The organism is Actinomadura livida (assembly GCF_014648675.1).
Classification (GTDB): domain Bacteria; phylum Actinomycetota; class Actinomycetes; order Streptosporangiales; family Streptosporangiaceae; genus Spirillospora; species Spirillospora livida.
Window position 1 is genome coordinate 434,935 of sequence record NZ_BMRO01000001.1, and the last position, 12,764, is coordinate 447,698.

At 73.6% G+C, this 12,764-nt stretch carries 13 protein-coding genes; 9 read left to right on the forward strand and 4 right to left on the reverse strand.

What is annotated here, in order from left to right:
• Positions 1–144: 144 nt before the first annotated feature.
• The 3 genes from IEZ03_RS01840 (at position 145) to IEZ03_RS01850 (ending at position 2,368) form a co-directional block, all read left to right on the forward strand.
• Positions 145–927: a lytic polysaccharide monooxygenase gene (locus IEZ03_RS01840; RefSeq protein ID WP_184882702.1), complete on the forward strand. Its 783-nt coding sequence runs from the start codon at positions 145–147 to the stop codon at positions 925–927.
• The gene (locus IEZ03_RS01845; protein WP_221480631.1) at positions 924–1,529 is read left to right on the forward strand and encodes a DUF305 domain-containing protein; all 606 of its coding nucleotides are present in this window, start codon (positions 924–926) and stop codon (positions 1,527–1,529) included. Before IEZ03_RS01840 ends, IEZ03_RS01845 begins: the two co-directional genes overlap by 4 nt.
• Positions 1,530–1,690: 161 nt before the next feature.
• Positions 1,691–2,368, forward strand: a complete 678-nt coding sequence (locus tag IEZ03_RS01850) for a response regulator transcription factor (protein ID WP_184882700.1) — start codon at positions 1,691–1,693, stop codon at positions 2,366–2,368.
• Positions 2,369–2,388: 20 nt separating this feature from the next.
• On the opposite strand, the gene IEZ03_RS01855 is transcribed toward IEZ03_RS01850, so the two are convergent.
• On the reverse strand, positions 2,389–2,865 hold the full coding sequence (locus IEZ03_RS01855; protein ID WP_189241143.1) for a hypothetical protein: 477 nt from the start codon (positions 2,863–2,865) through the stop codon (positions 2,389–2,391).
• A 137-nt stretch (positions 2,866–3,002) separates the two neighbouring features.
• On the opposite strand from IEZ03_RS01855, the gene IEZ03_RS01860 reads away from it, so the two are divergent.
• The 3 genes from IEZ03_RS01860 to IEZ03_RS01870 are packed head-to-tail and all read left to right on the forward strand — an operon-like array spanning position 3,003 to position 7,488.
• Positions 3,003–4,376 (forward strand): sensor histidine kinase, encoded by a 1,374-nt coding sequence (locus IEZ03_RS01860; RefSeq protein WP_184882697.1) that lies wholly within the window; start codon positions 3,003–3,005, stop codon positions 4,374–4,376.
• 53 nt (positions 4,377–4,429) lie between these two features.
• On the forward strand, positions 4,430–5,728 hold the full coding sequence (locus IEZ03_RS01865) for an MFS transporter (protein ID WP_184890491.1): 1,299 nt from the start codon (positions 4,430–4,432) through the stop codon (positions 5,726–5,728).
• Positions 5,725–7,488 carry a glycoside hydrolase family 2 protein gene (locus IEZ03_RS01870; protein WP_184882695.1) on the forward strand — a complete coding sequence of 588 codons (1,764 nt, stop codon included), beginning with the start codon at positions 5,725–5,727 and terminating at the stop codon, positions 7,486–7,488. The genes IEZ03_RS01865 and IEZ03_RS01870 overlap by 4 nt, the downstream gene beginning before the upstream one ends.
• Here IEZ03_RS01870 and IEZ03_RS01875 read toward each other — a convergent pair.
• Genes IEZ03_RS01875 through IEZ03_RS01885 form a run of 3 tightly spaced genes read right to left on the reverse strand, consistent with a single transcriptional unit; the run spans position 7,451 to position 10,440 of the window.
• Positions 7,451–8,437, reverse strand: a complete 987-nt coding sequence (locus IEZ03_RS01875; protein WP_184882693.1) for a DUF2804 domain-containing protein — start codon at positions 8,435–8,437, stop codon at positions 7,451–7,453. The two genes, IEZ03_RS01870 and IEZ03_RS01875, sit on opposite strands and share 38 nt — an antisense overlap.
• 31 nt (positions 8,438–8,468) lie before the next feature.
• Positions 8,469–9,806, reverse strand: coding sequence for a carotenoid oxygenase family protein (locus tag IEZ03_RS01880; RefSeq protein ID WP_184882691.1), 1,338 nt, complete (start codon positions 9,804–9,806; stop codon positions 8,469–8,471).
• Positions 9,807–9,813: 7 nt separating this feature from the next.
• Positions 9,814–10,440: a TetR/AcrR family transcriptional regulator gene (locus IEZ03_RS01885; protein WP_184882689.1), complete on the reverse strand. Its 627-nt coding sequence runs from the start codon at positions 10,438–10,440 to the stop codon at positions 9,814–9,816.
• Positions 10,441–10,621: 181 nt separating this feature from the next.
• On the opposite strand from IEZ03_RS01885, the gene hpnC reads away from it, so the two are divergent.
• The 3 genes from hpnC to IEZ03_RS37450 form a co-directional block, all read left to right on the forward strand.
• On the forward strand, positions 10,622–11,488 hold the full coding sequence (gene hpnC, locus IEZ03_RS01890; RefSeq protein WP_229807976.1) for a squalene synthase HpnC: 867 nt from the start codon (positions 10,622–10,624) through the stop codon (positions 11,486–11,488).
• Positions 11,485–12,405 (forward strand): presqualene diphosphate synthase HpnD, encoded by a 921-nt coding sequence (gene hpnD / locus IEZ03_RS37445; RefSeq protein ID WP_221480629.1) that lies wholly within the window; start codon positions 11,485–11,487, stop codon positions 12,403–12,405. The genes hpnC and hpnD overlap by 4 nt, the downstream gene beginning before the upstream one ends.
• A partial coding sequence (locus IEZ03_RS37450; protein WP_229807928.1) for an FAD-dependent oxidoreductase occupies positions 12,402–12,764 on the forward strand: 363 nt, incomplete at its 3' end. The genes hpnD and IEZ03_RS37450, both read left to right, overlap by 4 nt.

Below are 12,764 nucleotides of genomic sequence, written 5' to 3' on the forward strand. Positions count from 1 at the left end.
CCGGGCGGGCGCTCCCAGGATTGACGAGTGCTTCCCTGGTCGTTAAGGCGGCCTTAGGAGAGCCGTCGCTAACGTCCTGACGCAGTCAACGGTCCCCCGAATCGCGGCGACCGACCCCCGAAGACGATGGGAAGGAATGCCTGTATGCGCAGGACGATCGCCTATCCGCTCGCCGTCCTCACGGCGGCCGCCGGTACGACGCTGTTCACCGCGGCCCCCGCGTCGGCGCACGGCTACGTCTCCGCCCCGCCGAGCCGGCAGGCGCTGTGCGCCGCCGGCGCCGTGCCCGACTGCGGCCCCATCCAGTTCGAGCCGCAGAGCGTCGAAGGACCGAAGGGGCAGCGCAACTGCCACGGCGGCCTGAGCCAGTTCGCGGTGCTCTCCGACGAGAGCCGCGACTGGCCCGCCAAGTCCGTCGGGAGCACGGTGACCTTCAGCTGGACGCTCACCGCGCGGCACCGCACCAGCACCTGGGAGTACTTCGTCGGCGGCACCCGCGTGGCCGTCTTCGACGACCGCAACCAGATCCCGGACTCGGTCGTCACGCACCGGGTCGACCTCAGCGAGTTCCCGGGACGGCAGAAGGTCCTGGCCATCTGGAACATCGGCGACACACCGATGGCGTTCTACAACTGCATCGACCTGAACATCGGCGGCGGTTCCGGGTCGCAGCCGCCGCAGTCGCCCTCGCAGAGCCCGGCGCCCGCGCCCTCCACCGCGCCGACGCCCGCGCCCTCCGCCCCCGCGCCGTCCCAGCCCGAGCCCACCGGCGCGCCCGCGGACGGTGCGGAATGGCGGCCCGGCGTGACCTACAAGGTCGGCGACGTGGTCACCTACGAGGGCACCCGGTACCGCTGCCGCCAGGGTCACACGACGATCCGCAGCTGGGAGCCGGTGTTCACCCCCGCCCTGTGGCTGGCGCTGTGAGCCGCCGCCCCCTGCGCCGGATCGTGCTGCCCGCCGTGCTCGTCCTGCCCCTGATGCTGACGGCGTGCGGCGGCGGCCAGGAGCGGCAGGCCTCGACCGAGCCGGCGAGCGCCGCCTCGGACGCGCCGGCCTCGTCCGGCTACAACGAGCACGACGTGATGTTCCTGCAGATGATGATCGCCCATCACGAGCAGGGCGTGGAGATGGCGCGGGTGGCCGCCGGCCGCGCGAAGCGCGCCGAGGTGCGCAACCTCGCGGCGGCCGTCGCGGCGACGCAGACCGAGGAGGTCAAGACGATGACCTCCTGGCTGCGCAAGTGGTCCGAGCCGACGACGACCGACCACGCGCCCGGCTCGCACGCCGAGCACGGCGGCCTGCCGGCCACCGGGCCGAAGGAGATCAGGACTCTGAAGCGGACCACCGGGGCCGCCTTCGAGCCGGCGTTCCTCAACCTGTTCGTCGCGCACCAGCACAACGCGGTGAAGATGGCCGAGGACGAGGCGGCCAAGGGCGGGGACGCCGGCGCCAAGGCGTTCGCGAAGCGCGTCAAGGAGTCCCGGACCGACCAGATCCGGCAGATGCTCGGCATGCTCAACAGCTGAGGCCGGACGGGCTCCCCGCGGAGCGCCGGACACCGGGCGGAGCGAGGCCGCGGCGGTCTCGGTCCGCCCGGCGGCACGCGTCCGCGGCGGGCTTCCCGACGCCATGACCCAACATTTGGCACGGACCTTTCGGTCCTTACTCATTAGGCTATGGTCCGACCGTGGCTACCGTGTTGCTGGTTGAAGACGACGACCACGTCCGGCAGGCGTTTCTGCGGGAACTGCGGGACCTCGGCCACGCGGTGCGCAGCGCGGCACGCGCCCTGGACGCGCTGCGCGACGCGGCGGCGCACGCGCCCGACGTCGTGGTCCTCGACCTGGGGCTGCCCGACCTGGACGGCGGCGAGGCGCTGAAGATGCTGCGCGCGGTCTCGGACGTGCCGGTGATCGTGGCGACCGCGCGGGACGGCGAGCCGGAGATCATCCGCCTGCTGCAGTCGGGCGCCGACGACTATCTGGTCAAGCCTTTTTCCGCGGGCCATCTGCACGCGCGGATCGAGGCCGTTCTGCGGCGGACGCGAACGGAGACCCGGCAGCGGGCATTGCAGGTCGGGGAACTGAATATCGACCTGGACCGGCGACAGGCGAAACTGGGCGGCACCGTTCTGCAACTGGCGCGCCTGGAATTCGACATGCTGGCATTCCTGGCCCGCAACGCCGGGCGCGTCGTGACCCGGCGGGAACTGCTGACCGAGGTGTGGCAGCAGCCCTACGGCGACGACCAGACCATCGACGTCCACCTGTCCTGGCTCCGCCGGAAGATGGGGGAACGTTCCGCGTCGCCGCGCTACCTGCACACCGTGCGGGGCGTGGGCGTCATGCTCACGGCTCCGGAATGACCCGCGGTCCCGCGGGGTCCTCAGTACTCGTAGACCTGGACGCGCACCGCGCCGTCGTGCCAGGTCGCGAAGACCGCCGAGCCGTGGACGTCGTCGGTCAGATCGACGCGCAGCCACTGCTCCTGCCGCCACACCTTGGCCTGGAAACCGTCGTCGGGCGTGGCCGACACCAGCCGCGCGGACTTGTCGGACAGGGCCAGCACCACGCGCCCGGACTTGACCGTGTAGGTCCGCACCCGCTCGTCCGGCCGGCGGGAGGTCTGCGGGTACGGCGACCGGCCGCCGCCGGGCGCGGCGGTGGGCGATCCGCCCGGCTCGGCGCGGGAAGAGGTGGCGGACGCGGAGGGCGAGGGCGTGCCGGACGGCTCCGTCGGTGCGGCGGAGGGGCCCGAGACCGGCGGCCGCCCCTGCAGGACGGGGACCTCGGCGGCGCGGTCGGGGGTGGCCTCGGCCGTCCCGCGCATCGCGCCGCTCACCCCGGCCCAGGTGATCGCCATGCCGGTGAGCGTAGTGGCCGTCCACACCGCGATGAAACCGACTCGTCCTCGCATGGGCCTCATACGTCCCATAAGAGCATAATTTTTGGTCCTTACACGGCCGCTTCGCCGTAGTACCTGCCGGGAGGTCGTGCGGGATGAGAACTTCGCTGGCGCGCGTCGCCACCGCGGTGACGGCGATGGTCGCGCTGTCGTTCGTCGTCCCGCTGGGACTGCTGAACGGCCAGATGGCGCACGACCGGGCGCTGGCCGCCGCCGAGCGGCAGGCGGCCTCCCTCGTGCCGGTGCTGTCGGTGACCGGCGACCCGGCCGCGCTGACCGACGCGGTCGGCTCGGTGCCCGCCGGGACGGCGGGGCGGCTGGCGCTGCACCTGCCCACCGGGCAGGCACTCGGGGCGCCGCACGCCCCGCCCGCCGACCTCGCCGAGGCGCGGCGGCTGGGCCGCACGTCCACCGTCGGGGCCCCGGGCGGGAAGGTGCTGCTGCGCCCGGTCCTGCTGGAGGCCGGCACCTTCGCCGTCATCGAGGTGTACGTGCCGCAGCAGGAGCTGAGCCGGGGCGTCGCCAGGTCCTGGCTGATCCTCGCGCTGGTGGCGCTCGCGCTGGTGCTGGTGTCGGTGGCGATGGCCGACCGGCTGGCCAAGCGGGTGGTGCGGGCCACCGACCGGCTCGTCCGCGCGGTCACCCACGTCGCCGCGGGGGACCTGGCGGCGCGGGTCGAGCCGCAGGGGCCGCCGGAGCTGCGCGCGGCCGGCGAGGCGTTCAACCACATGGCCGACCGGCTGGCCCGGCTGCTGGCCGCCGAGCGGGAGGCGGGCGCCGACCTGTCGCACCGGCTGCGGACCCCGCTGACCGCGCTGCGGGTCGACCTCGACGGGCTGGCGGCCAACCCCGGCGACCCGGCCCGGCTGGCGCAGAGCCGCGGCGCGCTGGAACGGCTGGAGACGGCCGTCGACGAGATCATCGCCGCGGCCCGGCGGCCCGGCGGCCCGTCCGGCGCCGCGGCCGGCGGACCGGCCGCGGCGGCGGGCTGCGACGCGTCCGAGGTGGTCCGCCGGCGGCTCGCGTTCTGGTCGGCGCTGGCCGAGGACCAGGACCGCGGCTGGGACCTGGCCGGCGCCGACGCGCCCGCCCCCGTCCCGGTCCCGGAGGCCGAGCTGGCCGCCGCCCTGGACGCGCTGATGGGCAACATCTTCCGGCACACCCCGCACGGCACGGCCTTCCGCCTCACCGTCCACCGCGGCCGGAGCTCCACCGGGCTGCTGTTCGGCGACGCCGGCCCCGGCATCGCCGACGCCGACGCGGCGCTGCGCCGCGGCGCCAGCGGCGCCGGGTCCACCGGGCTGGGCCTGGACATCGCGCGGCGGCTGGCGGAGTCGACCGGCGGCTCGCTGCGCGTCGGCACCTCGCCGCTGGGCGGCGCCCAGATCGAGGTGTGGCTGCGCACCGCGCCCAAGCCCGCGTCCCGCCGCTCCGCCCGCCGCGCCCAGCGGCGCGCCGCCCGCCACTGAGCGGTCGGCCGCGAGCCGTCCGGTAAGTGCCCCTTGTACTGTTCTCGTCCGTGATGACTGACGCGGCCGTTCCGCTGGGGCGCCGGCTCTGGACGATTCTGATCGTGCTCGGTTTCGTCGGCCAGCTCGCCTGGACCGTCGAGAACATGTACCTCAATCTCTTCGTCCACGAGGAGATCAGCGGGAACCCCGACGTGATCGCGGCGATGGTCGCGGCGAGCGCGGCGGCGGCCACGGTGGCGACGCTGACGATCGGGGCCCTGTCCGACCGGCTGGGCCGGCGGCGCGCCTTCATCGCCGGCGGCTACGTGGCCTGGGGGCTGTGCACGGCGGCGTTCGGGCTGGTCAGCGTCGACTCCATGGCGGGGATCGCGCCCGTCGCCGACGCCGTCGCGGTCGCGGTGGTCACCGTGATCCTGCTCGACTGCGTGATGTCGTTCCTCGGCTCGGGCGCGAACGACGCGGCGTTCCAGGCCTGGACGACCGACGTGACGCGGCCGGCGAACCGCGGACGGGTCGAATCGGTGCTGGCGATCATGCCGCTGATGTCGATGCTGGTGGTGTTCGGCGGCTTCGACTCGATGACGCGGGACGGGCGGTGGTCGCTGTTCTTCCTGGTCGTCGGGTCGATCATCGCGGCGGCCGGGGCCGTCGCGTGGCTGTTCGTCCGGGACCACCCGGTCGAGCGGCAGGGCGGCGGGTACCTGAACGCCCTCGTGCACGGGCTGCGCCCCGGCGCGATGCGCGCGAACCCGGGGCTGTACTTCGCGCTGTCCGCGTGGTGCGTGTGGGGCGTCTCCACGCAGGTCTTCCTGCCGTACCTGATCATCTACCTGGAGCGGTACCTGGAGATCGAGGGGTACGCGCTGGTGCTGGCCGTGGTGCTGACCGGCGCGTCCGCCGTCAGCGTCCTGTTCGGGCGGGTCATCGACCGGGTCGGGAAGGTCCGGTTCCTCCCGCCGGCGCTCGCGGTGTACGCGGCGGGGCTGCTGCTGATGCCGCTCGCCCGCGACACGGCCGCGGTGACGGGCGCCGGGCTGGTGCTGATGTCGGGCTTCATGCTGGTGCTCGCGCCGATCGGCGCGCTCGTGCGGGACTACACGCCGCCCGGGCGGGCCGGGCACGTCCAGGGGCTGCGGATGGTGTTCGCGATCCTCGTCCCTATGATCATCGGACCGTATCTCGGCGCCGCCGTCATCAAGGGCGCCGACGAGCGCTACGCGGACCTCGGCGTCCTCAAGCACGTCCCGACGCCGGCGATCTTCGTCGCGGCGGCGGCCGTGCTGGTGCTGGTCGTCCCGCCGGTCCTGGCGCTGCGGCGGGACGCGATGAAGAGGGAGGCCGTCCGATGACGCTGCTGACCCGGTGGGGCGCCGCGCTCGACCCGGACGCGGTGCTGCCCGAGTATCCGCGCCCGCAGCTCGCCCGCGACAGCTACCTCAACCTCAACGGGCGCTGGGAGTACGCGTTCGCCGACGAGGAGCCGGCCGGGTACGACGGCGAGATCATCGTGCCGTTCTCCCCCGAGTCGCCGCTGTCGGGGGTGGGCCGGCAGCTCCTCCCGGGCGAGACGCTCTGGTACCGGCGCACCATCGCCCTCCCGGACGGGTTCCGCCCCGACGGCCACCGTGTGCTGCTGCACTTCGGCGCGGTCGACCAGTCCTGCCGCGTGCTGATCGACGGGAGCGAGGTCGGCCGGCACGAGGGCGGGTACCTGCCGTTCTCCTTCGACATCACCGACGCCCTGCACGACGGCTCCGCAACGCTCGTCGTCGAGGTGCGCGACCCGTCCGACACGGGCGACCGGGGGTGGGGGAAGCAGAAGCTGAAGCGCGGCGGCATCTGGTACACGGCGCAGTCCGGGATCTGGCAGACGGTGTGGATCGAATGCGTGCCCGCTGTCCATGTCGAGCGGCTCACGCTCGTGCCGCACCTGGACGAGTCGTGCGTCGAGGTGACCGTCCACGCCGCCGCCGAGCAGCCCGCGAGCGTCGAGATCCGCGCGGACGGCCGGGTCGTCGCGAACGCCGAGGCGGTCCCCGGCCGGGCGGCGCGGATCCCCATACCGGACGTCCGGCCGTGGAGCCCCGAGGACCCGTTCCTCTACGGCGTCACCGTCCGGCTGGGCGGCGACCGCGTCGACAGCTACATCGGCATGCGGTCGTTCAGCGTCGGCCTCGACGCGGACGACGTGCCGCGGCTCGAGCTCAACGGCCGCCCGTACTTCCACGCCGGGATCCTCGACCAGGGCTACTGGCCGGACGGCCTGTACACCGCGCCGTCCGACGAGGCGCTGGTGCACGACATCGCCACGATGAAGCGGCTCGGCTTCACCATGCTGCGCAAGCACATCAAGGTGGAGCCGCTGCGCTGGTACCACCACTGCGACCGGCTGGGCATCCTGGTGTGGCAGGACATGGTGAACGGCGGCGGCCCGTACCGTCCCGAGGTCGTCACCGCGCCGGCGGTCTCGCCCCTGCGGCTGAGCGACGCGAAGCACAACCGGTTCGGGCGGGCCGATCCGGGCGGCCGGGCACGTTTCCGGGAGGAGATGCGCGAGACGATCGAGCACCTGCGGAACGTGGTGAGCATCGCCGTGTGGGTGCCGTTCAACGAGGGCTGGGGCCAGTTCGACGCCGCGGCCATCGCCGGGGAGGTCAAGGCGCTCGACCCGACGCGGACCGTCGACCACGCGAGCGGCTGGCACGACCAAGGTGCCGGCGACCTGCGCAGCCTCCACGTCTACTTCCGGCGTTTCCGCGTGCCGCGTCGCGATGACCCGCGCGTGCTCGTCCTCTCCGAATACGGCGGCTACAACCTGCGGGTCGACGGCCACGCCTTCAACGACAAGGACTTCGGGTACAAGCGCTACGACTCCCCCGAGCGCCTCGGCGCCGCGTTCGCGCGGCTGCACGCGCGGCAGATCGTCCCCGCGATCCCGGAGGGGCTGAGCGCGACCGTCTACACGCAGCTCTCGGACGTCGAGGACGAGCTGAACGGCCTGCTCACCTACGACCGCGAGGTCTGCAAGCTCCCGGAGAGGCTGGTGCGGTCGGTCAACGCGCGGCTCCGCCTCACCAGCGCTGACGGGCCTCCTCCGCCCACCCGGTGAGGCCGTCGAAGTCGATCCAGGTCCCGCCGTCGGTGCGGGCGCGCCCGCTGAAGCGGCCGAAGCACTGGTGGGTCTCGGTGCCGACGACGCCCAGTTCGGTGCGCGCGACCTTCTCGTGGAAGGGCCGGAACCCGGCCTCGACGCGGGCGCCGGTGATCGTCCAGGGGCGCAGCCAGTCGTCCCGGTCGTAGTCCCAGCGGAGCTCCTCGCCGATCTTGTGGAGGCGCCCGTCGACGAAGAACGCGTTCTCCGTCATGCCGGTGCCGTCCGTCCACTTGCCGCCGAGCTGGAGCGCCACGCCCGGCCCGGCGGCCGCCGCCCAGTTCCACGTCATCCGGTACGGCCACTTGCCGCGCCCGTGGTCGAGCACCGCGAACGCGCCCTCCCCGATCTCGTGCTCGCCGGACGGCAGCCGCAGCCGCCCGGCCACCGGGCGCCCGACGTCCTTCACCGTGTACTGGAACCGCCGCGCACCCCACGGGATCACCACGCCGAGCGACTCGTGGCCCTCCTCCAGCGGGATCTCGACGTCGAGGTCGAACCCCGCTCCGGGCGCGAGGGCGCGCACCCGGGAGCCGCCAGGGTGCTGCCGGACGCCGACCGCCACTCCCCCGCCCCGCACCGACGCCTCGCCCTCGCCGCTGCGGTCGGGGAACACGGCGCCGCGCGCGAACGGCACCACCGCGTCCCTGGCGATCTCCTCGCCGGTCTCGCGGTCCAGGACGTAGACGCCGTGCACCCCGGCGTAGTCGATCGACGAGGCGACGATGCCGATGATGTGCCGGGGCGTGACGATGCCCCAGTACTCCCAGCGCTTGGCCCGCCCCCAGCCGCGCAGGTTCGCGCGGTGGAGGGGGCGCCGCGTCCAGCCGACCGCGTCCGGGTTGAGCCGCCCGTCCGGCAGGCACAGGTCGACGGGCTCGGTGATCTCGCGCTCGTGGGTCGGCATGCCCCGAGACTAACGACCTCCCCGCCGGGGCTCAGCGGAGGTCCGGGGCCCAGGAGCCGTGGAAGCCGAGGGGGACGCGGACCGGGAGGTGGACGGTCGCGACGGGTTCGCCGGTGAAGTCCTGGGAGGCGATGATGACGAGGTCGGTGCCCTGCCGGACGGGGTCGAACACCAGCGTCATCAGGTAGCCGTCGTCCTCGGCGGAGTCCGGCGCGGCCGGGACGAACACGGCCTCGCCGACGCCCGACCCGGCCGGGAACAGGCGCGTCTCGGACGTCCCGCTCCGGTAGTCGTGCTTCATCAGGGCCTCGCCGACCTTGTCCTGCACGACGACCCCTGCGGTGACGGTGTAGCCGTACCGGTGGCGGTGCGTGCTGAGCCGCTCGTCCATGCGCGGGAACTCCTGGGGGCGGTCGTCGACGGTCTCCTGCACGACCTTCCCGGCGGCGGGGTCGATCGTCCAGCGGTCCAGGACCGGCGGCGGGTTGCCCTCCAGCCGCCCGCCGTGCATGAAGCTGGGGAAGCGGGCCAGGTCCACGATCACGTCGTCGCCGTCGTCGTAGGCGTTCAGGGTGTGGAAGACCCAGCACGGCGGGATGTCGATCCAGCGGACGTCGTCCGCCCCGCCGCCGCGCGGCAGCAGGCCCACGCGCGCCTGGTGCGCGTCGTTCCACTCGTACGGGAGGCCTGCTCCCGCCTCGGCCAGCGCCATGGAGAACGTGATCGGCAGGTCGTAGACGACGACGTACTTCTGCGTCAGCGCGAAGTCGTGGACCATCGGGCTGTCCTGCACCGGGATCTCCACCGAGCGGACGATCTCGCCGTTCGTCCCCCGGACGGTGTACTCCAGGTGCTCCCAGCCGAAGTAGTACCCGATGGCGTGCAGTTCGCCGGTCTCCGGGTCCTCCTTGGGGTGGGCGGTGTAGCCGCCCTTGAGGGTGCCGCCGAAGTCGCACGGGCCGAGGGTGTTCAGCTCGTAGTCGAGCCTGTAGGGCCTCGCGCCCGCCTCGACGAGGGCGAGGGTGTCTCCGGCGTGCGCGATGACGTGCGTGTTGGGGGCCAGGTCGAAGCCCTCGACGACGGGCCCGGCGGGCCACGGCTCCTGGAGCCCCTCGGCGACCTTCATCGAGCGTACCCAGCGGTTGCGGTACCACTCGGCGCGGCCGTCGCGGAGCCGGACGCCGTGGACCATGCCGTCGCCGAGGAACCAGTGGTAGGACGATTCGTCCTCCGGCCCGAGCGGGTTCGGGCCGATCCGCAGGTAGCGGCCGCGCAGCCCGGACGGGATCCGCCCGGTGACGGGCAGGTCGTGCGCGGTCACCTCCTCGGTGACGGGCGCCAGCAGTCCCTGCAGGTACGGGTTGGCCATGGTGACCTCACTTCCGGGGGGTGACGAAGAAACCGGACGACGCGCCCTGCATGAGGGTGCAGATGATGGCGTCGGCGTCCGGCAGGTGGCCGTCGAGTTCGAGGCTGACGAAGCCGTGGACCGCCGCCCAGAACGAGACGGCGACGTGCCGCGGCTCTGCGTCGATGAGCAGGCCGGCGGCGGCGCAGTCGACCACGGCGTCCTCGAGGATCTGGTAGGCGGACAGGGCCGTGTCGAAGGCCTGCCGCCCGGGTTCGAACCCGGGGACCGGCTCGCCGAACATCAGCCCGTAGTAGTTGCGCTCGGCGAGCGCGTTGTCCCGGTAGGCGAGCCCCAGCTCGCGCAGGTAGGCGCGGGGGTCGGGGTCGCGGGGGACGGCGGCGAGGCGCCGCCGGAACCGTTCGAAGCCCTCGATGTAGAGCGCCTCTATGAGCCCGGCCTTGCCGCCGAACATCCGGTACAGGACGGTGGTGGAGCAGCCGACCTCGGCGGCGATCCGCCGCAGCGCGAGCGACTGGGGGCCCTCGGCGGCCAGCAGGCGGCTCGCGGCGTCCAGCAGCGAGGTGCGGATCGCCTCGTCGCCCTGCCGCTGGGCCTGTTCGAACGCGCTCGGAGCCAGGGAGTTCGCTGCCATCGGCCATCCTCTAGTAACAACGTTTTTTGGACGTAACAGTGTTATCGCATGTCCGGGCGAGATGGTCAACCCGCGGAGCGCCACCGGTCCGGAAGCGGTCCGGCGCCCGCCACGCTGCGTTTCACCAACTCCATACCTTCGCCGGAGTTTCTCTGGTGGCGGTCCGGTCGATCTCTTGAAGGTGATCATTGAACCGCCCTGGAGCGCCGACGAGCACGACCGCGCCCTGGACCGGCTCGCCGCGCGGGAGAACTTCCCCGTCGCGGCACGGCTGCTGCCCGCCCGGCACCGCGCCGGGCTGCGCGCCGTCTACGGTTTCGCGCGGCTCGTCGACGACATCGGCGACGAGGCCCCGCCGGAGCAGCGCGCCAAGCTCCTCGGCCTCGTGGACGACGACCTGGACCGCGTGTTCGCCGGCCGGACGCCGAACCTGCCGCAGTTACGGAGGCTGGCCGGGACGGTGCACGCCCGGCGGCTCCCGCAGGAGCCGTTCCGCGACCTGGTCCGGGCCAACCGGCAGGACCAGGTCGTCCACCGGTACGAGACGTTCGCGGACGTGGCCGGCTACTGCGCCCTGTCGGCCGCGCCCGTGGGACGCATCGTGCTGCACCTGTTCCGCGCGCACCGGCCGGCGCTCGCGGCGGCGTCCGACGACGTCTGCACCGCGCTGCAGCTCATCGAGCACTGCCAGGACGCCGGGGAGGACTACCGCAGCGGCCGGATCTACCTGCCGGGCGAGGACCTGCGGCGGTTCGGCTGCGCGGAGGAGGACCTGGCCCGCGCGGTGACGCCGACGCGGCTGCGGGGCGTGCTGGCGCTGGAGGCCGGCCGCGCCGCGGAGCTGCTGGACCGGGGGGCCGCGCCGCTGCTGGCGGAGCTGACCGGGTGGGCGCGCTTCGCCGTGGCGGGCTATGTGGCCGGGGGCCGCGCGGCGCTGGCCGGCCTGGCGCGCGGCCGTTACGACGTGCTCGCGCGGCCGCCGCGCCCGCGCCGGGCCGAGCTCGTGGCCCGGTGGGCGCGCGCCGCTGGAAGGGGGAAGGCGAGATGACGGCGGTTTCGGAGACCGGTGCGCGTGCCGAGCGGGTCCTGGAGGCCTACCGGCACTGCGAGCGGGTGGTGCGCGAGGAGGCCCGGAACTTCTCCTACGGGATCCGGCTGATGCCCGCCCCGAAGCGGCGGGCGATGAGCGCGATCTACGCGTTCGCGCGCGGCGTCGACGACGTCGGGGACGGGCCGGAGCCGGCGTGCGTGCGGCTCGACCTCCTCGACCGGTCGCGGCGGCGGCTGACGACCGTCCAGGAGGTGCTGCGGCGGCGCGCCGACGTCACGGCGCTGGAGGGGCACCCGGTGCTGACCGCGCTGGCCGACGCGGCGAACCGCTACCCGATCCCGCTGGACGCGTTCGGCGAGCTGATCGACGGCTGCGAGGACGACGTGCGGGGCGCCGACTACGAGACGTTCGACGACCTGCTGCGCTACTGCCAGCGGGTCGCCGGGACGGTCGGCCGGCTGTCCCTCGGGGTGTTCGGCTCGGACGGGCGGCAGCGCGCGGAGGGCCTCGCGGACTCGCTCGGCGTCGCCCTCCAGCTCACCAACATCCTGCGGGACGTGCGGGAGGACCGGCTGGCCGGGCGGATCTACATCCCGGCCGAGGACCTGAAGCGGTTCCGCTGCACCCTGGAGCTGGACGAGTCCGGCATGTTCGTCGACCCGCCGTGGCGGCTGAACGAGCTGGTCGGCTTCCAGGCGGAGCGGGCGCGCGCCTGGTACGCCGAGGGGCTGCGGCTGCTGCCGCTGCTGGACCGGCGCAGCGCCGCCTGCACGGCGGCGATGGCGGGCATCTACCGGCGGCTCCTGGAGAGCATCGCGGCGAACCCGGCGCTCGCGCTGAACACCCGGATGTCGCTGCCGACGTGGCAGAAGGCGGTCGTGGCCGCGCGTGCGCTGTCGGGGGTGGAGCGGTGAGCGTCGTGATCGTGGGCGGCGGGCTCGCGGGCATCAGCGCCGCGATCGCGCTGCGGGAGTCGGGCGTGCCGGTGACGCTCGTGGAGTCCCGTCCCTGGCTGGGCGGGGCGACGCACTCGTTCTCCCGCGGCGAGCTGTGCATCGACAACGGGCAGCACGTGTTCCTGCGGTGCTGCTCCGCGTACCAGGGGCTGCTGCGCAGGCTGCGCGCCGACCACCTGGTCGAGACGCAGGACCGGTTCGACGTGCCCGTCCTGGTGCCCGGCATGGGGCGGGCGAGGCTGCGGCGGTCGCGGCTGCCCAGCCCGCTGCACATGCTCCCCGCACTGGCCCGGTACTCGCCGCTGTCGCCCCCCCGC

Bases quoted from the DNA above. Each gene is read 5' to 3' on its own strand.
- IEZ03_RS01840 (WP_184882702.1), top strand. From the start codon at position 145: ATGCGCAGGACGATCGCCTATCCGCTCGCCGTCCTCACGGCGGCCGCC.
- IEZ03_RS01855 (WP_189241143.1), bottom strand. From the start codon at position 2,865: ATGGCGATCACCTGGGCCGGGGTGAGCGGCGCGATGCGCGGGACGGCC.
- IEZ03_RS01860 (WP_184882697.1), top strand. From the start codon at position 3,003: ATGAGAACTTCGCTGGCGCGCGTCGCCACCGCGGTGACGGCGATGGTC.
- IEZ03_RS01865 (WP_184890491.1), top strand. From the start codon at position 4,430: ATGACTGACGCGGCCGTTCCGCTGGGGCGCCGGCTCTGGACGATTCTG.
- IEZ03_RS01870 (WP_184882695.1), top strand. From the start codon at position 5,725: ATGACGCTGCTGACCCGGTGGGGCGCCGCGCTCGACCCGGACGCGGTG.
- IEZ03_RS01875 (WP_184882693.1), bottom strand. From the start codon at position 8,437: ATGCCGACCCACGAGCGCGAGATCACCGAGCCCGTCGACCTGTGCCTG.
- IEZ03_RS01880 (WP_184882691.1), bottom strand. From the start codon at position 9,806: ATGGCCAACCCGTACCTGCAGGGACTGCTGGCGCCCGTCACCGAGGAG.
- IEZ03_RS01885 (WP_184882689.1), bottom strand. From the start codon at position 10,440: ATGGCAGCGAACTCCCTGGCTCCGAGCGCGTTCGAACAGGCCCAGCGG.
- hpnD (WP_221480629.1), top strand. From the start codon at position 11,485: ATGACGGCGGTTTCGGAGACCGGTGCGCGTGCCGAGCGGGTCCTGGAG.